Source organism: Streptomyces sp. NPDC047042 (assembly GCF_040644035.1).
Lineage (GTDB): Bacteria > Actinomycetota > Actinomycetes > Streptomycetales > Streptomycetaceae > Streptomyces.
The window spans coordinates 13971-34128 of sequence record NZ_JBEYVP010000063.1; the positions used below are offsets into that span (position 1 = coordinate 13971).

14 protein-coding genes are annotated in these 20158 nt (G+C 69.2%); 1 reads left to right on the forward strand and 13 read right to left on the reverse strand.

Features of this window, described 5'->3' with window-relative positions; translation table 11 throughout:
* Positions 1-90 precede the first annotated feature (90 nt).
* From prfA to ABZ855_RS44760, 6 genes are all read right to left on the reverse strand, one after another.
* The gene (prfA, locus tag ABZ855_RS44735) at positions 91-1167 is read right to left on the reverse strand and encodes a peptide chain release factor 1 (protein WP_319211700.1); all 1077 of its coding nucleotides are present in this window, start codon (positions 1165-1167) and stop codon (positions 91-93) included.
* A 127-nt stretch (positions 1168-1294) separates the two neighbouring features.
* Positions 1295-1519 carry a 50S ribosomal protein L31 gene (gene rpmE, locus ABZ855_RS44740; protein WP_055525667.1) on the reverse strand — a complete coding sequence of 75 codons (225 nt, stop codon included), beginning with the start codon at positions 1517-1519 and terminating at the stop codon, positions 1295-1297.
* A 211-nt stretch (positions 1520-1730) separates the two neighbouring features.
* Positions 1731-2837 (reverse strand): LCP family protein, encoded by a 1107-nt coding sequence (locus ABZ855_RS44745; RefSeq protein WP_360818600.1) that lies wholly within the window; start codon positions 2835-2837, stop codon positions 1731-1733.
* A gap of 150 nt (positions 2838-2987) precedes the next feature.
* Entirely contained in the window at positions 2988-4748 is a 1761-nt protein-coding gene (locus tag ABZ855_RS44750) for a trypsin-like serine protease (protein WP_360818603.1), read from the reverse strand.
* Between the two features lie 220 nt (positions 4749-4968).
* Positions 4969-7764: a S8 family serine peptidase gene (locus ABZ855_RS44755; RefSeq protein WP_360818606.1), complete on the reverse strand. Its 2796-nt coding sequence runs from the start codon at positions 7762-7764 to the stop codon at positions 4969-4971.
* Between the two features lie 158 nt (positions 7765-7922).
* Positions 7923-9527, reverse strand: coding sequence for a phospholipase A2 (locus ABZ855_RS44760; RefSeq protein WP_360818609.1), 1605 nt, complete (start codon positions 9525-9527; stop codon positions 7923-7925).
* Between the two features lie 263 nt (positions 9528-9790).
* On the opposite strand from ABZ855_RS44760, the gene ABZ855_RS44765 reads away from it, so the two are divergent.
* Positions 9791-10483, forward strand: coding sequence for a hypothetical protein (locus ABZ855_RS44765; protein WP_360818612.1), 693 nt, complete (start codon positions 9791-9793; stop codon positions 10481-10483).
* Positions 10484-10583: 100 nt separating this feature from the next.
* On the opposite strand, the gene rho is transcribed toward ABZ855_RS44765, so the two are convergent.
* From rho to ABZ855_RS44800, 7 genes are all read right to left on the reverse strand, one after another.
* Positions 10584-12647 carry a transcription termination factor Rho gene (rho, locus tag ABZ855_RS44770; RefSeq protein WP_360818616.1) on the reverse strand — a complete coding sequence of 688 codons (2064 nt, stop codon included), beginning with the start codon at positions 12645-12647 and terminating at the stop codon, positions 10584-10586.
* Between the two features lie 442 nt (positions 12648-13089).
* Entirely contained in the window at positions 13090-14040 is a 951-nt protein-coding gene (thrB, locus tag ABZ855_RS44775; protein WP_319213820.1) for a homoserine kinase, read from the reverse strand.
* 327 nt (positions 14041-14367) lie between these two features.
* Complete coding sequence (thrC, locus tag ABZ855_RS44780) at positions 14368-15426, reverse strand: threonine synthase (protein ID WP_319213821.1); 1059 nt, start codon at positions 15424-15426, stop codon at positions 14368-14370.
* 6 nt (positions 15427-15432) lie between these two features.
* On the reverse strand, positions 15433-16725 hold the full coding sequence (locus ABZ855_RS44785; RefSeq protein WP_360818620.1) for a homoserine dehydrogenase: 1293 nt from the start codon (positions 16723-16725) through the stop codon (positions 15433-15435).
* A gap of 200 nt (positions 16726-16925) precedes the next feature.
* Positions 16926-18317 carry a diaminopimelate decarboxylase gene (lysA, locus tag ABZ855_RS44790; protein ID WP_360818623.1) on the reverse strand — a complete coding sequence of 464 codons (1392 nt, stop codon included), beginning with the start codon at positions 18315-18317 and terminating at the stop codon, positions 16926-16928.
* Positions 18318-18357: 40 nt separating this feature from the next.
* Positions 18358-19377 (reverse strand): ArgS-related anticodon-binding protein NrtL, encoded by a 1020-nt coding sequence (gene nrtL, locus ABZ855_RS44795; protein WP_360818626.1) that lies wholly within the window; start codon positions 19375-19377, stop codon positions 18358-18360.
* Between the two features lie 149 nt (positions 19378-19526).
* Entirely contained in the window at positions 19527-20000 is a 474-nt protein-coding gene (locus tag ABZ855_RS44800; protein ID WP_360818629.1) for a response regulator, read from the reverse strand.
* Positions 20001-20158 lie beyond the last annotated feature (158 nt).

Genomic DNA, 20158 nt, shown 5'->3' on the forward strand with positions numbered 1-20158 from the left:
GGGCTCGGGGGCCGTCCCCCAATGTTCTGCTGCACGCTGGTCCTCCGGTACTCGTCACTCGTACGGGGCTCGACTGAGCTCGTACGGGGGTTACGCCGCCGCGAGCTTCGCTGCGGAGTCCGCGTCGACACAGGCCTGGATGACGGCGTCGAGGTCGCCGTCCAGCACCTGGTCCAGGTTGTAGGCCTTGAAGCCGACACGGTGGTCCGAGAGGCGATTCTCCGGGAAGTTGTACGTACGGATCTTCTCGGAGCGGTCGACGGTGCGGACCTGGCTGCGGCGGGCGTCGGCGGCCTCCTTCTCCGCTTCCTCCACGGCTGCCGCGAGGAGCCTGGAGCGCAGGATACGCATCGCCTGCTCCTTGTTCTGCAGCTGGCTCTTCTCGTTCTGGCAGGAGGCGACGACTCCGGTGGGAACGTGCGTGATGCGCACCGCGGAGTCGGTCGTGTTGACGGACTGGCCGCCGGGGCCCGAGGAGCGGTACACGTCGATACGGAGGTCGTTCGGGTTGATCTCCACGTCGACCTCCTCGGCCTCGGGGGTGACCAGGACACCGGCCGCGGAGGTGTGGATACGGCCCTGGGACTCGGTCGCGGGCACCCGCTGCACGCGGTGCACCCCGCCCTCGTACTTGAGGCGGGCCCAGACGCCCTGGCCGGGCTCGGTGGCACCCTGGCCGCCCTTGGTCTTCACGGCGACCTGGACGTCCTTGTAGCCGCCCAGCTCGGACTCGGTGGCGTCGATGATCTCGGTCTTCCAGCCGACGCGCTCGGCGTAGCGCAGGTACATCCGCAGGAGGTCCCCGGCGAACAGGGCGGACTCGTCGCCGCCGGCGCCGGCCTTGACCTCGAGGATGACGTCCTTGTCGTCGTTGGGGTCACGCGGAACGAGCAGCAGGCGCAGCCTCTCGGTGAGGTCCTCGCGCTGCTTCTCCAGTTCCTTGACCTCGGCGGCGAAGTCGGGGTCGTCGACGGCGAACTCCTTCGCCGTGCCGATGTCGTCCCCGGTCTGCTTCCAGGAGCGGTACGTCGCGACGATCGGGGTCAGCTCGGCGTAGCGCTTGTTGAGCTTGCGCGCGTTGGCCTGGTCGGCGTGGACCGACGGGTCGGCGAGCTGCTTCTCCAGGTCGGCGTGCTCGGTGAGCAGATCCTCGACGGCCTCGAACATGGGGGCTCCTGAAAACGTCTGTACGTTAAAACGTCTGTGCGTTCTGTACGTGGGGGAAGTCGGGCGACCAAAAACGCCGGTCCAGGTACGCCCCGGAGGGCGACCGTGGACCGGCGCTGGTGCCTCGCTACTTCTTGGAGCCGGCAGCGGCCTTGCCGAAGCGGGCCTCGAAGCGGGCCACACGGCCACCGGTGTCGAGGATCTTCTGCTTGCCCGTGTAGAACGGGTGGCACTCGGAGCAGACCTCGGCGCGGATGGTGCCGCTCGTGATCGTGCTGCGGGTGGTGAACGACGCGCCACAGGTGCAGCTGACCTGCGTCTCGACGTACTCGGGGTGGACTTCGCGCTTCAAGGGGTTCTCCTAGTTTCGGGAGGGCTCCGGGTCGCTTCCGCGGGGTGCGGGAGCGTGAACCGGGGCCGACGTACCAGTCTGCCAGGACTGGGCGCATCCCCCAAAACCGGGGGTGGGGCCTGTCTATTCCCCGTGGGTCCCTGCGGGTGCGTTGTGGCTGGTCGCGCAGTTCCCCGCGCCCCTGAAGGCAGGGGGCTGCGCCCCACTGCCTTCAGCTCACCACGCCTGCCGCGTCGCCCTTTGCCGTGTTCTTGGTGGCGGCTGCCGGGATGGGACGGTCGGCCTTCAGGGCAGTCCAGACCAGCTTTGCCTTGTTCTTGTCGATCACGACCCTGTTGGGGTTCGCCCGGTCGTACTCGACCGGCATGGTGATCATGGTCATGTTGGTGGAGCTGATGCTCTTGAGGCCTGTCGCGAATGAGGTGAGGGAGCGGATCGAGCCCAGGTCGGAGTCGGTGGTGACGGCCTGGGTGGCGGTGTCGGCCAGGTCGAAGAGCTTCTTGGGGTTCGTCAGGACGCCCACGTCCTTGATCTGGTCGACCAGGGCCTTGATGAACGCCTGCTGGAGCTGGATGCGGCCGAGGTCGGAGCCGTCGCCCACGCCGTGGCGGGTGCGGACCAGGCCGAGGGCCTGGGAGCCGTTGAGGCGGTGGGTGCCGGCCTTCAGGTTCAGATGGCTGTCGGAGTCCCTGATGTCCTTCGTCGTGGTGATCTCGACGCCGCCGAGCTCGTCGACGAGCTTCTGGAAGCCGGTGAAGTCGACCTCGATGTAGTGGTCCATCCGGATCCCGGTGAGCGACTCGACGGTCTTCACCGCGCAGGCCGCGCCTCCCACGGAGTACGCCGAGTTGAACATCACGCCGGAGGCCGCGTCGTGCGTGATGCCCTTGGCGTCGGTGCACAGAGGGCGGTCGACGAGGGTGTCCCGGGGGATGGAGACCACACTGGCCTTCTTGTGGCCCTCGTACACGTGGACGATCATCGCGGTGTCCGAGCGGGCGCTGCCGTCGTCGGTGCCGCCGCCGAGCTTCCTGTTGGCGCCGGAGCGGGTGTCGGAGCCCAGGACGAGGATGTCCTCCGAGCCGTTGTCGACGTTGATCGGGCGGTCGGTGCCGAGGGCCTGGTTGATGTCGACGCTCTTGATGTTGCCGTTGAGCTTGAAGTACACGTATCCGAGGCCGGTGCCGCCGAGCACGACGATGCCCGCGGCGACCCAGGCGGTGACGAGGAGCGCCTTGGAGCGCCTGCTGCGCGGCCTGCGGCGGCTGCGCCGCTTCGTCGGCCTCGCTGGATCAAGAGGATTGCTCTCGCCGGCCATGTTCTTCTCTTTTCCGTCGTAACCGGTCAGTCAGACGGTCGTCAGGGAAAAAGGGTTGCACAACGCACCGTGCCCTTCGCGTGGTGCGAAGGGCACGGTGCGTGACCGAACGGGCGGGACTCTGTCCGGAGAACCCGCTCACCTGCGGATTCAGCCGATGATGTCGAACTGCTTATAGTCGGTTCCGACGACCTTCGGTGTGCCGAAGATCTCGGTCGTGCCCTTGCCGGTGCCCGGGTAGAGGTACAGCTTCCCGGCGACCGTACGGGCCAGGAAGTCGGCCTTTCCGTCACCGGTCACGTCGCCGGGGGTGACCAGCGTGTTGTAGGCGTCCCAGGTGCGCACCTTGACCCGGGCCGCGAAGGCCTGGGTGCCGGACCTGCCGTTGCCCTTGATGAGGTAGCCGGCCGAGCCGGACTTGGCGCGGGCGAGCAGGTCGGCCTTGCCGTCGCCGTTGAAGTCGCCGTGGCCGACGATCGAGTTGTACTGGTTCCAGCCGGTGGAGACCTTGGTCGGCGACTGGAAGGTGCCGTCGCCGTTGCCCGGGTAGATCCAGAGGGCGCCACCGGAGTCGACCGAGAGGATGTCGGGCTTGTAGTCGCCGGTGACGTCGCCCGGGGTGATGATCCGGGTGCGGGTCTTCCAGTTGGCGAAGATCGTCTTCGTGGCCCAGGTTCCGGCGCTGCCGTCGGCCTTGGGCACATAGTGCATCCAGTAGACGGCGCCCGAGATGCTGTCGCGGAGCACCAGGTCCTGGTAGTCGTCCCGGTTCAGGTCGGTCTGCAGGACGACGTTGACGCCGTCCCAGTTGCCCCAGGAGATGCTCGCGGCGAAGCTGGTCCCCTTGGAGTCCCGCTCGTAGCCGACCTTGGTGGAGGCTCGGCGCAGCCACAGGTCGGCGAGCTGGTCACCGCTGAGGTTCGCGTCCTCGACCCGCGGATACACGGCGCCGACGTACGAGGTGACCTTGGTGAAGACGCTGTAGGCGCCCTTCTCCACGCAGTTCGTCACACCCCAGGAGACGACGCCCACGACCTTGCTGCCGACCACGAGCGGACCGCCGGAGTCGCCGTTGCAGGTCGTGGTGGTCCCGGTGTCGCTGCCGGTGGCGGGCTTGCCCGCGCAGACCATGTGCCCCTTGATGTAGCCGCTGCGGTACTTGGCCGTGCAGGTCGCGTCGGACTGGATGGGCAGCGTGGCCGTCTTCAGCGTCTGCGAGGTGGCCTGGGTGGTGGAGGTGGTGCGCCCCCAGCCGTAGACGGTGGCGTTGGTGAGCGGCTTGTACGAGGTGGTGTCACCGGACGTCGTCATCCGCAGCGGCGCGGCCTTGACCGGGTAGTCGAGGGTCAGGACGGCGATGTCGTTGTCGAACGTCGTCGGGTTGTACGCCGGGTTGTTCCACTGGCGCCAGACGCCCGAAACGGTCCCGTTCGTCTTCCCCTCGGCGTCCGGCAGCGTGGCCGTGCCGGTGACGACGGCGCCGTGGGCCTTCCAGTTGTAGCCCTTGACGCAGTGCGAGGCGGTGAGGATCTTCGTCGGCGCGATGACGGTGCCGCCGCAGAGGAACTTGACGTCGTCGCCGGTCGCGGTGGTGCCCTTGTCGTCGGAGTACCAGAGCTGGGCCATGAACGGCGCGGTCGAGATGGTGGTCGTCGAACCACCGATGATCTTCGCCTGCTTGGTGCCGGCGGCCGTACCGGCGGTCGACGCCGTCTTCTCGCCACCCAGGGTGCTGTCACTGGTGGCCGCGTCCGCGACGCGCTTTTCCAGCTCCGCGTTGCTGGGGCCGCTGCGGCTCGGGGCGACGGTGGGCTTCGGCGGTACGGTGGCGGCGCTCGCGGACGACATCAGCAGCGCGCCGGTGACCGCGGCGGCGAGGCCGACGGCGACCGCGGGAACGGCGATCCGCACTCGACGCCTGTGGCGGCCTTCACCGGACAGGGATATACCCACTCAAGTCCCCCCTAGGGATCGTCAGTTCGGGCACATCACGAGAATCGGCCCGAAGAGCGCGATCGTACACGCGTCCCATACACCACAAAGGGCCACCCCCGTAACGCGGGATGACCCTTTGGTGCATTGCTTGGCGCACTGCTTGGCGCACTGCTCGGTACTGCGCGGAGCTTCCTGTCTAGCGTGCCGCCGTCCCGAACCGCAGCCCGGCCCCGGGGAGCCCGCCGACGCCGGGCACATAGGAGACGACGGGCTGTACGGTGCCGCCGCTGGCGTTCGACCAGGGCATGGCGTACAGGCCACCGAAGGCGCCCGGTCCGAAGGGCATCCCGATGTACAGGCGGGTGGCCGTGCCGTGCAGGCTGGAGCCCGCCTTCTGCGAGGTACCCGGGGTGCCCGGCATGCCGGTGCTGTTGCCCGCGTCGATCCACTTGTCGTTCGCGCCGGGCGTCCCGATCACGGAGAAGACGCTCACCGCGCCGGCGTCCACGACCGTACCGATGTCCTCACCCGGCACTCCGACGGCCATCCGGAGGTTGGCGGCCGTGGTGTTCCCGGCTCCGAGGGTGGCCATCGCCACCTGCGCGCCCATCCGGTCACCGGCCTCGGGAGCGCCGGTGACGTCTTCAGGACCCTGCTGGTATTCGCCGACCTCCTGGACCACGGGGTTGCGGTCCTTGACCACGCTGAGGACGACGACCCGTCCCGCGTCGGCCTTGTTGGCTCCGTCGAAGGTGAGGTCCTCGCCGGGGGCGCCGATGGCGACGTAGGAACCCCGCATCGTGAGCGGGCCCATGGTGACCGTGCCTTCGGTGGCCGCGACCGCGGCGCCGAACTGGTCGCCCGCCTCCACCTCGGCGCTCACGAGTTTGCCGACCTCCGCCTGGTGGGCGGACCCCAGGTAGGCGGGCACTCCGGAGCTGTTGAGCTCGTGGCTCAGCACCGTGACCGCGCCCGAGACCACCTCGGCGGCGGCGGGGCTCGGGCTGGGCTTGACTCCCTCACCCGGGGCCCCGATCACCACGTGCTCGGGCGTCGCGGCGACGGAGGAGCCGAACTTGTCGCCCGCCTCGGCGAGGTCGGTCCCCACCGTCTTCCCCTGGACCAGCGCTCGGTTGATGGTGCCGCGCAGATAGAACGCGCCACCGGCATCCGCCTTGTCGTCGATGTCCTCACCGGGAGATCCGATGACCAGGTAGGGCTCCTGGGCGGTGGTCAGACCGGCGGCGAGGGCGGCGCCCATACGGTCCCCCGCCTCGTCCGCGGCGGTCAGGATGGCACCCGATCCGGTGCCCTGTTCGAGGCGGACCGACGCCTTTCCGGCGCCCAGACCGGCTGCGGAGCCGTAGATGATGTCGACGACGCCGACGTCGGCAAGTGTGCCGGCGTCCTCGCGGGAGGTGGCGGCCACCAGCTCGGTGCAGCCGTCCTTGTCGTAGTCGACGGTGGCGAGTGCGTCACCGAAGAAGTCGTTGGCCTCGGCGCCACCGGGCACCGTGGGCAGGTCCTGGTTGAGCTCGAGGGTGCCCTTGCCGCCACCGTAGATGACGCGAACCAGACCGGCCTTGGCGTCTCCGCCGACGGTGGCCTCCGGGTCGGCGACGGCGATGTCCTCGATCCGGTCGCAGTTGAAGTCGGCGAAGTTGACGGATCCCTGGCCGAGTGCCTTGGCGAGGTCGACGCGCGGGGTCGTCGCCCCTGTGTAGGTGATGGGCTTGCCGGTGGTCTTCAGGAGCGACTCGAGGCTCGTGATGCTCTTGTCGGGGAAGGCCTGGTGGAGAACCGCGAGGGCGCCGGCCACGTACGGTGCGGCCATGGACGTGCCGCTCTTGGTGGCGTACCCGCCGCCGGGGACCGAGGAGAGGATGCTGTTGCCGGGGGCGAACAGGTCCAGCAGCGGGCCCCGGTTGGTGAAGGCGGAGAGCTGGTCGTCGGCGGTGGTGGAGCCGATGGTGATGGCGGAGGAGACGCAGCCGGGGCTGGTGACGGCGTTGTCGTAGGCGTTGTTGCCGGCCGCGACGACGGTGGCGACTCCGGCGGTGAGGAGGTCGTCGATGACCTTCTTGCGGGCGTCGTTGTCGCAGGCAGTGGTGTAGCGGCCGGAGCCGAGGCTGAGGTTGGCCGCGACGATCGGCGTGCCGGCCTGCTTCAGTTGCAGGACCTTTTCGAGGCCTGCGAGTTGGGCGCTGGCGAAGCTGGCGACGCAGGGGGTGTCTTCGGGGGTGCCGCAGAAGTCCTCGGAGTTGAACTGGCTGAAGATCTGGATGGCGACGATGTTCGCGCCGGGGGCGGCGCCGGCGGCGGGTGCGCCGGTGAGGTTGGCGCCGTTGCCGGCGGCGATCCCCGCGACGTGGGTGCCGTGGTCGCAGCCGTGGACGGTCAGGCAGGGCCCGGTTCCGGTGTTCGCGCTGCCCGTGCCTTCCTGCTGGGCGGTTCCGTTGGGGCAGAGGCTGGTGGCGGAGGAGTCGGGCACGATCGGCGAGAAGCATGCCTCGGCGACGATCCGGCCCTTGAGGTAGGGGTGGCTGGTGTCGACACCGGTGTCCAGGACGGCGATCGTGCCACCCTGACCGGTCGCCGCGGTGGCGGAGTCCGGCGTGCTGGGAATGTCGTCGGCGGTCGGCCGCGCCGGCACGTCCTCGGTGACGCTGACCACACCCGGCTGGACCCTGAGCTGGTCCAGGCCCGTCTTGTCGACCTCGAGGGTGACGACCGGCAGGGTCTCGAAGGACTGCATCATCGTGCCCACCGCCGCAGCGTCGGCCAGATCCGTGCGGTCCTTGGTGACGACGTTGACGCGGACCGTGCCGCCGTCGGCGGTCTCGTCGTACAGCGGCGGGTCGATCGGGTCGCCCTCAGCCGCGGCTGCTGCGGTGGTCGTGGTGGTGAGTGTGACGGCTGCGTGGGCCGGAACCGCGCCGATGGCCGCGGTCATCATCACGGTGACCACCGCTGCCCATATCGGTCTCTTCAATGCTGCTCCAACGAGAAACGGGCGTGGCTCGGCCCGAAAAGGATGTGTGAGAAAGGCAGACGCGAGGACAGGGGGCCGGATGGCGAGAGGCTCTGCCACCCGGCCCTGTCACGCTCGATCCGCTCGATCGGCTTGCTCTGCCGGGGTGTTGTGCCTGATCAGGTGGCGTTGGCGCCGTTGACGGGCCTGCCCTTGAGGCCGACGGCCTTGTAGTAGGCGTAGGCGAAGGTCCGGCAGGCGGGCCGCTTGGTGATGAAGTAGGCCTTGCAGCTGTAGGTCTTCATCGTGGTGTGGAACGCGTTGTCGACAGCGGCCTTCTTGTTGCGGTCGAGGTAGTAGCGGTAGCCCTTGTAGGTGTTGCCGATCAGGCCGTAGCCGTAGTCGTGCATGTCGCACGCGGTACGGAAGTTGAAGCCGCCCGGCTTGCTGACGTTCGGGCCCGGGGTGCTGCAGCCGTCGTTGTTGATGCCCACGACCCAGTGCTTGGTCGGGGTCTGCTTCCACAGCGGCTTGTGCCAGCCGTAGTGCGCCGCCCACGCCGCGCAGCCGCTCTCCAGGTACCACAGCCAGTCCGTCGCACGGTTGCAGTGACGGGGGTAGGCCTGCGGGTCGGAGATCTCACCCGTGGTGAAATCCGTGGCCGGCGGCGTCGTCACACCGGCGTCGGTGATGCCGGACGCACCCGAGAACACCGACTGCGAGGTCGGACGGGCAGGACCCACCGCCTCGACGTTCGGCGCGACCGCGTCGCCGGGGAAGGACAGGTCCCAGGTGCCGTTGGAGGGGGAGGCGACGTCGGAGACGCGGCCGGTGGTGTCGTAGTCGTAGGAGGAGACGGTGTCGGTGCCCTCGACGGGGTTGGCGACCGACCGCAGCAGCCCGGTGGTGTCGTAGGCGTAGCGGGCCAGGGTCTGGGTGGTGGCACCGGTCGTGACGGTGATCTCCTTGACCCGTCCCGCGAACTCACCCGCACTCGCGGCGGTGGCCGTCGTCGCGGCCGAGTACTTCACCGTCACCGACTGCTCGGGGGTTTCCCCGGCGGCGGCTTCCTTGATCGAAGAGATGCGGCCCTTGGTGTCGTAGCCGGCGGAGGACAGGACGCCGTCGGCGACGTTGCCGACGCCGGTCACCCGCCAGGAGTCGGTGCCGGTGACGGCCTGCTTCCAGGTGTAGGTGGGGGTGAGGGTGTCGACGCCCAGGGGGGCGGCGGCGTCCGCGTCACCGGCCGCCTCCACGTCCGGGTCGGCGGTGAGCGTGCCGGGGGAGAGGGTCTCCACGATCGTGGACACGAGCTTTCCGCTCGCCTCGTCGAAGCGGGTGGTGTCGGTGAGCTTGCTGCCCTCCGCACTCGTGTACTTCCTGACACCGCCGCCGCTGGGGAAGTCGACACTGCTGGTGAGGGTGTAGGTGAGCGGGACGTTCTCCTCCAGGTCGGTGACGACCACGGAGTCCGCCTTCTGCTCCAGCTTCCGGTTGAGCTGACCGCCCAAGAACTCCGCCTCCCAGCCGGGACCGAAGACGCCCATGTCGGGACGGGAGGCAGGCGCGGACTGCGGGGTGGCGAGGGCGCCGGCCGCTCCGCTGACGGTGTGGCTGCGGCTCATCAGACCGTCCGCGACGTCCGTCTCGTAGATCTCGAAGGACCGGTCCGCCGCCGAGTACAGGCCCGGGCCGACCTGCTGGAGATCGCCCTCCGCCAGCGGCGGGTCAACCGTCGCGGCAGCGGTGCCGAGGGTGGCGGCGGCGGGAGCGGCGCCGGCCATCCCCTGCGGCACCAATAGGGACAAAGACAACGCGGCAAATACAGGCAGCGCAATTCTGCGCACGAGTTCCCCCCGTGTGGAAATGGTGTGAGTTTCGAATGAACGCTGTGGACAGTAGGTCACCGTGGATCGCTTTAACAACCCTCAGAAGCGGAACCCGGGAACCCATTTACCGGCGGTAATGAAGACCCCGTCGAGTGCTCACACGCATATGAGTACGCGTACTCATGCGGGGTGGGAGTCGCAGGCCGGAAACTACGCGCATGCCTCGCACCCCTGCCCCCATCAGGCCGTTCACCCGCCCCCGGCGCGCCCTCGCGGCTGCCGCTCTCGCCGCCCTGGTACTCACTGGCTGCGGAAGTGCCGAGTCAAGCGACAGCGGGCGTGGGAACGGGAGCGGAAGCGGGTCCGAGGGTGGACCGGGCAGGGTCGCGGGCGCCAAGGGGAGCGCGACACCGTCGACGCCCGAGCAGGCCGCGTTCGTGGCGATGCTCGACAAGCTTGCGCTGCCGTGTTCCTCGACGAACGAGGCCGCATCCGGCCCGACCAGCGGAAAGCCGGCCGGTTCGACGGGGGCTGAGAGCCTGGCCCCTGGTGAGGCTCCCCCGGCCGGACCGGTCGAGCCCGGCGCCCCCGAGGAGGCCGGGGCCGAGCTGAGCGACCGCGACCAGTGCGCGAGCGTCCAGCACGAACAGCGCGTTGTCGAAGCCCTGCAGGCGGTCTCGGAGCCCACCCCGGCCAAGGTGCGCGAGGTCCTGAACGGCCTCGGTTACATCGACGAGCGCATCCACGACCTCCAGCAGGACGGCAAGGCCACCCGCTTCTACCTCGACCTGCGCGACAAGGGCGGCCGGCTCTGCGAGGCGGGCCTGGCGGCGGGCGTGGAAACGGACGTGACCCCATGTGCGGCCCCCGCCGCCGGAGCATTCACAAAAGCCGACGCGCAGCCCATGTAATTCCATTTCGGGCACACCATGTTGGGGTTACAAAAGAAGGGCCACCCCGTAAAACGGGATGGCCCTTCTTAAAATGCTTTCCTGCTTGGTTGTCCGACCGTCAGTCGTTGCCGTTGCCCGGCGTCGTCTTCTGGATCTGGAGCAGGAACTCGGCGTTCGACTTCGTCTGCTTCATCTTGTCGAGGAGCAGCTCGATCGCCTGCTGCTGGTCGAGCGCGTGCAGCACCCGGCGCAGCTTCCAGACGACACCCAGCTCCTCTCCCGACAGCAGGATCTCTTCCTTACGGGTACCGGACGCGTCGACGTCCACCGCCGGGAAGATGCGCTTGTCGGCGAGCTTCCGGTCGAGCTTGAGCTCGGCGTTGCCGGTGCCCTTGAACTCCTCGAAGATGACCTCGTCCATGCGGGACCCGGTGTCCACCAGCGCGGTGGCGAGGATGGTGAGCGAGCCACCGTCCTCGATGTTGCGGGCCGCACCGAAGAAGCGCTTCGGCGGGTACAGGGCGGTCGAGTCGACACCACCGGACAGGATGCGGCCGGAGGCCGGGGCGGCGAGGTTGTACGCACGGCCCAGACGCGTGATCGAGTCCAGGAGTACGACGACGTCGTGACCCAGCTCCACCAGGCGCTTGGCGCGCTCGATGGCCAGCTCGGCGACCGTGGTGTGGTCCTCGGCCGGGCGGTCGAAGGTCGAGGAGATGACCTCGCCCTTCACCGACCGCTGCATGTCGGTGACCTCTTCCGGACGCTCGTCGACCAGGACGACCATCAGGTGGCACTCGGGGTTGTTGTGCGTGATCGCGTTGGCGATCGCCTGCATGATCATGGTCTTGCCGGTCTTCGGCGGGGCCACGATCAGACCGCGCTGGCCCTTACCGATCGGCGCGACGAGGTCGATGATGCGGGTGGTGAGGATGCCCGGGTCCGTCTCCAGACGGAGGCGGTCCTGCGGGTAGAGCGGGGTCAGCTTGTTGAACTCGGGGCGCCCGCGGCCGGAGTCGGGGGCCATGCCGTTGGTCGAGTCCAGACGCACCAGCGCGTTGAACTTCTCGCGGCGCTCGCCGTCCTTCGGCTGCCGGACCGCGCCGGTGACGTGGTCGCCCTTGCGCAGGCCGTTCTTGCGGACCTGGGCGAGGGAGACGTACACGTCGTTGGGGCCCGGGAGGTAGCCCGACGTACGGATGAAGGCGTAGTTGTCGAGGATGTCCAGGATGCCCGCGACGGGGATCAGGACGTCGTCGTCGGCGACCTGCGGCTCGTTCGGGCCGAACTCCTCGCGTCCGCGGCGGCCACGGCGGTCCCGGTAGCGTCCGCGCCGGCCACGGCGTCCGCCGTCGAAGTCGTCGTCGTCCTGCGGGCCGTTGTCACGAGGCGAGTTGTCGCGCTGCCCGCCGTCGCGCTGCTGGCGCTCGGGACGGTCCTGGCGGTCCTGACGGCCGCCGCCCTGCTGCTGGCCCTGCTGGGTCCCGCGCTGCGGGGTGCCGCCCTGCTGCTCGTCGGTCTTGTTGCCCCGGCGGTCGCGGTCCCGGCCGCGGTCGCCACGCTCCCGGCGGTCGCGGCGGCCCTGGCGGCCGTCCCCGTCACCGGTGTCGACCTGGGTCTGCGTCTGCGCCTGCTGGGCCGGCGCCTCGGCCTTCGGCTCGGTCTTCGCCTCGGCGACAACCGTCTCCGGGCTGCCGGCTTCGGCGGTGGCACGGCGCCGACGGCGCTCGGCCGGGGCGTCGTCGCTCGCGGGCTGGCCGGGGATCTCGATCTGCTGCTGGGCCACGGCCTTCTCGGCGGGCGCCTCGACGACCTGTACGGCCGCCTTCTTCTCGGCGGCCGGCGCGGTGTCCTCACCGGTGCGGGCCTTGGAGGTGGCGCGGCGCCTGGGCTTGGTCTCGGCGGCCTCCCCGGCGGGGGCGGCGGACGCGGCCTTGGGGGTTCCGCCCCCGGCCTGCGCCTCCTTGATGACCTCGATCAGCTGGCTCTTGCGCATCCGCGCGGTGCCCTTGATGCCGAGGCCTGATGCGACCTGCTGCAGCTCGGCCAGCACCATGCCGTCGAGGCCGGTACCGCGGCGCCGCCGGGAGCCGGCACCCGAGGCAGGCGCGGAGGCGTCCGTGGAGGGCGCGGCAGCGGTCTCCTCGACACGTGCGCCCATCAGATCGGTGGTGTCGCTCACGAAGGGTCCTTCCCTGGAGCGGACGTCGGCCTGTCTGGCACGGCGACCGGTTGTGCTGTCCGACTTCGGTCCTTCATGAGTGGACCGTGCCGGGGCGGTGGTCCGCCAAGCGGCGGAGGAGGATTTCTGGTGATGGCGCTTCCCAAGGCCATGACACTGAGTGTCCGTGTCAGGCGGCCTGGTCACACCGGTTCCGGAGCGTGCCCTGAGTGCCGCTCAGCGCCTGCACACGACAAATGGATCGCCGCATGAGACACAGAGTGGCTTGGGAGGCTCCCGGAAGAATGTCTGTCCCGGACGGGGACACAAAGCACCTCGCCATGGTGGGGTCGGGTGCAGACTTGAGGTTAACACTACCGGATCCAACAAACATTCCCCCTCTCCAAATCCGGCAACCCTATGTAGTTGAATGTCACAGCGCCGCATCGCGCGGCGTTCGCCGTCACCCCGTCGATGTCGTCGCCCAGCTCTCTCCGGACGCCGCGAGCGGCAGCACACTCGCACCCCTCGCGTCGAGCTCGAGCCGGTTCGCTGCCCAGCCCTCGCCCGCGAGTTGGGACACCTTGTCGGCCGTGGCCTCGTCGGTCAGCGCCAGAACAGTGGGCCCCGCACCGGAGATCACCGCGGGGATGCCGTCGGCGCGCAGCCGCTCCACCAGCGCCGTGCTCTCCGGCATGGCGGGGGCGCGGTACTCCTGGTGCAGCCGGTCCTCGGTGGCGGGAAGCAGCAGCTCAGGACGCCTGGTCAGGGCCTCGACGAGCAGGGCGGCGCGCCCCGCGTTGGCCGCGGCGTCGACGTGCGGGACAGTACGCGGCAGCAGACCGCGCGCCGTCTGGGTGAGTACCGGTTTTCCGGGAACGAAAACCACCGGAACGACGGAACGGGCGGGCTCCATCCTGATCGCCCGGGCGGCTCCGGACTCCATCCAGGAGAGCGTGAACCCGCCGAGCAGACACGCGGCGACGTTGTCGGGGTGCCCCTCGATCTCGGTGGCCAGTTCGAGCAGCGCCTCGTCGTCGAGACGGCTGTCGCCACCTATCGTGACGGCCCGCGCGGCGACGATGCCGGCGCAGATGGCCGCCGAGGAGGACCCGAGGCCCCGCCCGTGCGGAATGCGGTTGGCGCACACGATCTCGAGGCCGCGCGGCTGTCCGCCCAGCAGGTCGAAGGCGGTGCGCAGGGACCGTACGAGGAGGTGGCTCTCGTCGCGCGGGAGGGTTTCGCTGCCCTCGCCCGCGATGTCGATGTGCAACCCGGAGTCGGCCACCCGGACTACGACGTCGTCGTACAACCCCAGCGACAGGCCCAGGGCGTCGAAGCCCGGACCGAGATTGGCGCTGGTGGCGGGGACGCGCACCCGGACGGCGGCGGCTCGGAACGCTGGACCGGCCATCGCTCGATGACTCTCCTTGAGCTGCGATTTCGTCGAAGACATTCGCTGAGGGACGACATTCGACACGAACAGTGGACGAACAGACGAACGGACGAACAGTGGAAACGGCTGAGGACGTACGTGGAGACCCTCAGGCCGCTGAGGCAGCGCGGCGCCGTGCCATATGCGGGGCATATGCGGCGGGCGGGTTCACCCCAGCTTATCGAAGGAAGGTTCTGTGGCGACATAGGGCGCACAGGAGGCGCACGATGCGTGTCGTAAGCCCCCTGTGCACCCGCCGTAGGGACTGGGTAGGGAGTACCCGGATTCGGGTGCTCAGTACCCGGTCTACGCGAGTCCGAGTCGCTCGGCGGCGGTCGCGGCGTCCACCGGGACGACGACCGGCTTCGGTGCGCCCTCCGTGGCCCAGCCCGGGTCCTTCAGCCCGTTGCCGGTGACCGTGCAGACGATGGTCTGGCCCGGATCGACCTTGCCCTGCTCGGCCGCCTTCAGTAGACCGGCGACGGACGCGGCGGACGCCGGCTCGACGAAAACGCCTTCCTGAGCGGCCAACAGCCGGTAGGCGCGCAGGATTTCACGGTCCGTCACCTCGTCGATGTGACCGCCAGACTCGTCGCGCGCGGCCAGCGCCTGCTTCCAGGAGGCAGGGTTGCCGATCCGAATCGCGGTGGCGAGCGTCGAGGGGTCCTTGACGATCTCGCCGCGCACGATGGGGGCACTGCCGGCCGCCTGATACCCCCACATGCGCGGGGTGCGCCGGGCGATGCCGTCGGCGGCGTACTCGGTGTAACCCTTCCAGTACGCGGTGATGTTGCCCGCGTTGCCGACCGGCAGGACGTGGATGTCGGGGGCGTCGCCGAGCATGTCGACGATCTCGAACGCGGCAGTCTTCTGGCCCTCGATACGCACCGGGTTGACCGAATTCACCAGCGCCACCGGGTAGTTGTCGCTGAGCGACCGGGCGAGGGTGAGGCAGTCGTCGAAGTTGCCGTCGACCTGGAGGATCTTGGCGCCGTGGACCAGCGCCTGCCCCATCTTGCCGAGGGCGATCTTGCCCTGCGGCACGAGAACGGCCGAAACCATCCCCGCGCGCACGGCGTAGGCGGCGGCGGAGGCAGACGTGTTGCCCGTGGAGGCACAGATGACCGCCTTGGCGCCCTCCTCCTTCGCCCGGGTGATGGCCATGGTCATTCCGCGGTCCTTGAAGGACCCGGTGGGGTTGGCGCCCTCCACCTTGAGGTGGACCTCGCAGCCCGTGCGCTCGGAGAGCACCTGCGCGGGGACGAGGGGCGTGCCGCCCTCGCGGAGCGTCACGACCGGCGTGCTGTCGGAGACGGGCAGCCGGTCCCGGTACTCCTCGATGATTCCGCGCCACTGGTGGGTCATTGCTGGTTACTCTCCTTCAACCCGCATGATGCTGGCGACACCCCGCACGGTGTCGAGCTTGCGCAACGCCTCGACGGTTCCGCCGAGGGCGGCGTCGGACGCACGATGGGTGACGACGACGAGGGAGGCCTCGCCGTCCTTGCCCGTCTGCCGAACCGTATCGATGGACACGCCGTGCTCGGCGAACACGGTGGCCACCTGGGCGAGAACACCCGGTTTGTCGGCGACGTCGAGGCTGATGTGATAGCGGGTGACCACGTCGCCCATGCCCGAAACGGGCAGCGCGGCGTACGCCGACTCGCCGGGACCGGTCGTCCCGCTGAGGCGGTTGCGGCACACGGCGACGAGGTCACCGAGCACGGCGGAGGCCGTCGGCGCACCGCCGGCTCCGGGCCCGTAGAACATCAGCTGTCCGGAGGCGTCGGACTCGACGAACACGGCGTTGTAAGCGCCGCGAACGGAGGCCAGCGGGTGCGTCAGCGGAATCATGGCCGGATGCACACGCGCGGTGACGGACTGCCCGTCGTCGGCCCGCTCGCAGATGGCGAGCAGTTTGATGGTGCAGCCCATGTTCCTGGCGGAGGCGAAGTCGGAGGCGGTGACCTCGGTCATGCCCTCGCGGTAGACGTCGTCGAGACGCACGCGCGTGTGGAAGGCGATTCCGGCGAGGATGGCGGCCTTGGCCGCGGCGTCGAACCCCTCGACGTCGGCGGTGGGGTCTGCTTCGGCGTACCCGAGGGCGGTGGCCTCGTCGAGGGCCTCCTGGTAGCCGGCGCCCGTCGAGTCCATCTTGTCGAGGATGAAGTTCGTAGTCCCGTTGACGATCCCGAGGACCCGGTTCACCTTGTCGCCGGCGAGGGATTCACGCAACGGCCGGATGAGCGGGATGGCACCGGCGACGGCGGCCTCGTAGTACAGGTCCGCGTTGTGTTCCTCGGCGGCGGCGTGCAGGGCGGCGCCGTCCTGGGCGAGGAGGGCCTTGTTGGCGGAGACGACGGACGCGCCGTGCTCGAAGGCGGAGGTGATGAGGGAACGAGCGGGCTCGATACCCCCGATGACCTCCACCACGACATCAATGTCGCCACGTTTGACGAGGGCGGTGGCGTCGGTGGTGACGAGGGCGGGGTCGATGCCGTCACGCACCTTGGAGGGCCGCCGTACGGCGACCCCCGCCAGCTCGACGGGAGCGCCGATGCGCGCGGCGAGATCGTCGGCGTGCGTCGTCATGATGCGCGCCACCTCTGAGCCGACAACCCCACAGCCCAGCAGCGCCACCTTCAGCGGACGCGTACGCATCATCCGACCTCGTTTCCTCATACCGTCTGGATTCGACCAGTCTCACTCACCGGACTGAAGTTTCTACCCATCGTCCGGATCGTGAGATGTTTATTTCGTTTTCCGAGCGGCGGAAGACAGGAGATCTTCCGCCACGGACCAGAATTCCGCAGTCATCCCACATCGTCTCCCTTCATCTCCACTTCGTCTCTCGTCATCTTTCTTCATCCCACGTCGAGACGGAGAAGATCGTCCTCGGTCTCCCGCCGGACGATGACCCGGGCCTCGCCTTCCCGTACGGCGACGACGGGCGGACGGAGGGCGTGGTTGTAGTTGCTGGCCATGGACCGGCAGTACGCACCGGTCGCCGGCACCGCGATGAGGTCACCCGGTGCCAGGTCGGCGGGCAGGAAGGCGTCCTTGACGACGATGTCCCCGCTCTCGCAGTGCTTGCCGACGACGCGGACCAGCATGGGCGCGGCCTCGGAGGTACGGGAGACGAGAGCGACGCTGTACTCGGCATCGTAGAGCGCGGTCCGAATATTGTCGGACATACCCCCGTCGACAGACACATACGTCCGCAGCCCGTCCAGCGGCTTGATCGTGCCGACCTCGTAGAGGGTGAAAGCGGTGGGCCCGACGATGGCGCGCCCGGGCTCGACGGAGATCCGCGGAGTACGCAGCTTCGCGCCCTCGCACTCACGGCTGACGATCTCCGTCAGCGCCTTGGCGATCTCGTGCGGCTCACGGGGATCGTCGTCGCTGGTGTAGGCGATACCGAGCCCACCCCCGAGGTCGATCTCGGGCAGCTCGACCCCGTGCTCGTCGCGAATGTCCTTGAGCAGCCCGACAACACGATGCGCGGCGACTTCAAAACCCGACATGTCGAAGATCTGCGAACCGATGTGCGAGTGAATACCGACGAGCTCGAGCCCGTCGAGCTGCAACGCCCGCCGCACGGCCTCGGCGGCCTGCCCCCCGGCAAGCGGAATACCGAACTTCTGATCCTCGTGGGCGGTGGCGATGAACTCATGCGTATGAGCCTCGACACCGACGGTGATACGGATCTGCACGCGCTGCCGCTTGCCGAGGGACTGCGCGATGTGGGAGACGCGCACGATCTCCTGGAAGGAGTCGAGCACGATCCGCCCGACGCCGGCACGGATGGCGGTCTCGATCTCGTCAACGGACTTGTTGTTGCCGTGGAAGGCAATGCGATCGGCGGGCATGCCTGCCGAGAGCGCGGTGGTGAGCTCCCCACCGGAACAGACGTCGAGGTTGAGCCCTTCGTCGTGCAGCCACCGCACGACGGCCCGCGACAGGAACGCCTTGCCGGCGTAGAAGACGTCGGCGTCCGGCCCGAAGGCGGTACGCCAGGCACGGGCGCGCTCCCTGAAATCGGTCTCGTCGAGGAAGTAGGCGGGGGTCCCGAACTCCTCGGCGAGCCGGGTCACCTCGACCCCTCCCACGCTGACAACACCGTCGGGCGTACGGGTGACGGTCGACGCCCAGACCTTGCGGTCCAGGTGGTTGAGGTCGGCGGGCGGCGCGGAGGGGTGGCCCTCGGGCAGTACGTCGGCGTGACGGGGCCCGGCGGGGTGTGCGGAACGGCTCATGGCTGTGCGGCTTCCTCGGTGAGTCAGAGGTGTGGCGATGTCAAAGGTGTTCGGGTGCGTCGATTCCCAGCAGGGACAGGCCGCCGGCCAGCACCGTCCCGGCCGCTTCGACGAGCGCGAGCCGGGCCCGGTGGGCGGCCGAGGGTTTCTCGTCGCCGAGCGGCAGCACGGTGGGAAGAAAGACGAGCGTGGCATCGGCAAGGGTGACGAGATGCCGGGCAAGCCGGTCCGGGGCGCGATGGGTGGCGGCACCGAGGAGAAGGCGGGGGTGATCGGCCAGCAGGCTGAGGAGCGGGGGTGTCGGTCCCGCCAGGTCGCCGCCGGGGTACGCGGTGAACCCCAGGTCGGCGGCGTTGCGCGTGAGAGCGCGAGTACGGGCGTAGGCGTAACGCACCCGGAAGAGGGGGTTGCTCTCCCGCTGGACCAGATGCTCGACGCCGAGCCGGGGCCGGTCGTGCGGGGCGGGATGGAGCAGGGCCCAGCGGGCGGCGTCGGGGCCGAGGGGGCTGGGGTCGCCGGGGGCGGGGACGGTCGTACGGAGGTCGAGGGTCTCGGTCTCGGCGCCGTCGTCATGGGTGGCTGTGCCTGTGCCGCGGTGAAGGTGGACGCGGGCGCCTTGGGTGGCGGCGATCCGTACAACCGCTTCGGCGACGACTTCGGCCCGGGGCTCGTGATCGGCCGGGAGCCGCACCGACAGCACCTGACCGGCGAGGGCGTCACTGTGCCCGTACCGCGAACCCTGGCTGAGGATCTCCCGTACGAGAGCTGCGGGGGCGGCGCTGTCGAGGCTGATGTTGAGGAACCCGGGCCCGGTGATCTCGACGCCACGGACGCCGGGGGCGGCACTGATCCGCTCGCACAGGACTTCGGCGACGTAGCGGGGGCTGCGGCCGGCGGGCTTGGCCAGCTGCAACGCGATGTTGGTGGCGTAGTCCCCGGTACCGCCGGGCCCGGGCGGGGCGACGACGGCACGTGCGGGGACGGTGACATCGAGTACCCCGGCATCGACAGCACGACGCACCGCGCACAGCACGGTACGGGAGAGCTCGACGGGGGTCACGGGACAAGCGTATGGGAGGTGGGGGGTGGGTGGGCGAGCGGGTTTAGGGGTGGGCGGTGGGCGTTTCGGTATCTGGACGGTATGCGGACGTGGGGTTGACCGGGAGAGAGGGGAACAGGTCGGCGGCCCGTCCGGCGGAACCTCGCCGCTCAGTTACCGGCGACTCGGCCGGCGCGCTCGCCCTCACTGGGGGCGCCGAGAGTCCCGAGCGGCGGCCCGAGAGCACTCTCGAAGGGGGCGTCACCCCGCACCCGCTCGGCCAACTCCCTTACGAGCCTGATGAGTTCGGCGGGATCGAAGGGCTTGGCGAGGAAAGCATCCACCCCGACATCGAGGCCGGCCTCGACCTCGTACTCCGTACAGGCGCTGATGATCGCGAGGGGGAGGTCGCGGGTACGGGGGTCGGCGCGCAGGCGAGCGGCGGTGCCGAGACCGTCGAGCCGAGGCATCGCGACGTCGAGGGTGACGACATCGGGGCACACCTGATGAATGACATCCAGACACTCGGCACCATCAGCCGCGGTCACGACCTCGAAACCCTCCAGCTCGAGGTTGACCCTGATCAGCTGCCGGATGACCTTGTTGTCGTCCACAACAAGCACCCGGCCGGACACGCCTGGCACAACTCGAGAGTAGGTCGAGACCGGCCACCGCGTCCGGCTTTTCCCCACTTCCACCGCCGCGATCGGGCGCCGGCTGCGGGCGACGCGACCCTCGAAACCCGTTCCTGATCACCCCGAACGAGCTGGTAGGGTTCTACTCGTCGCCGCGCAACGCGCAA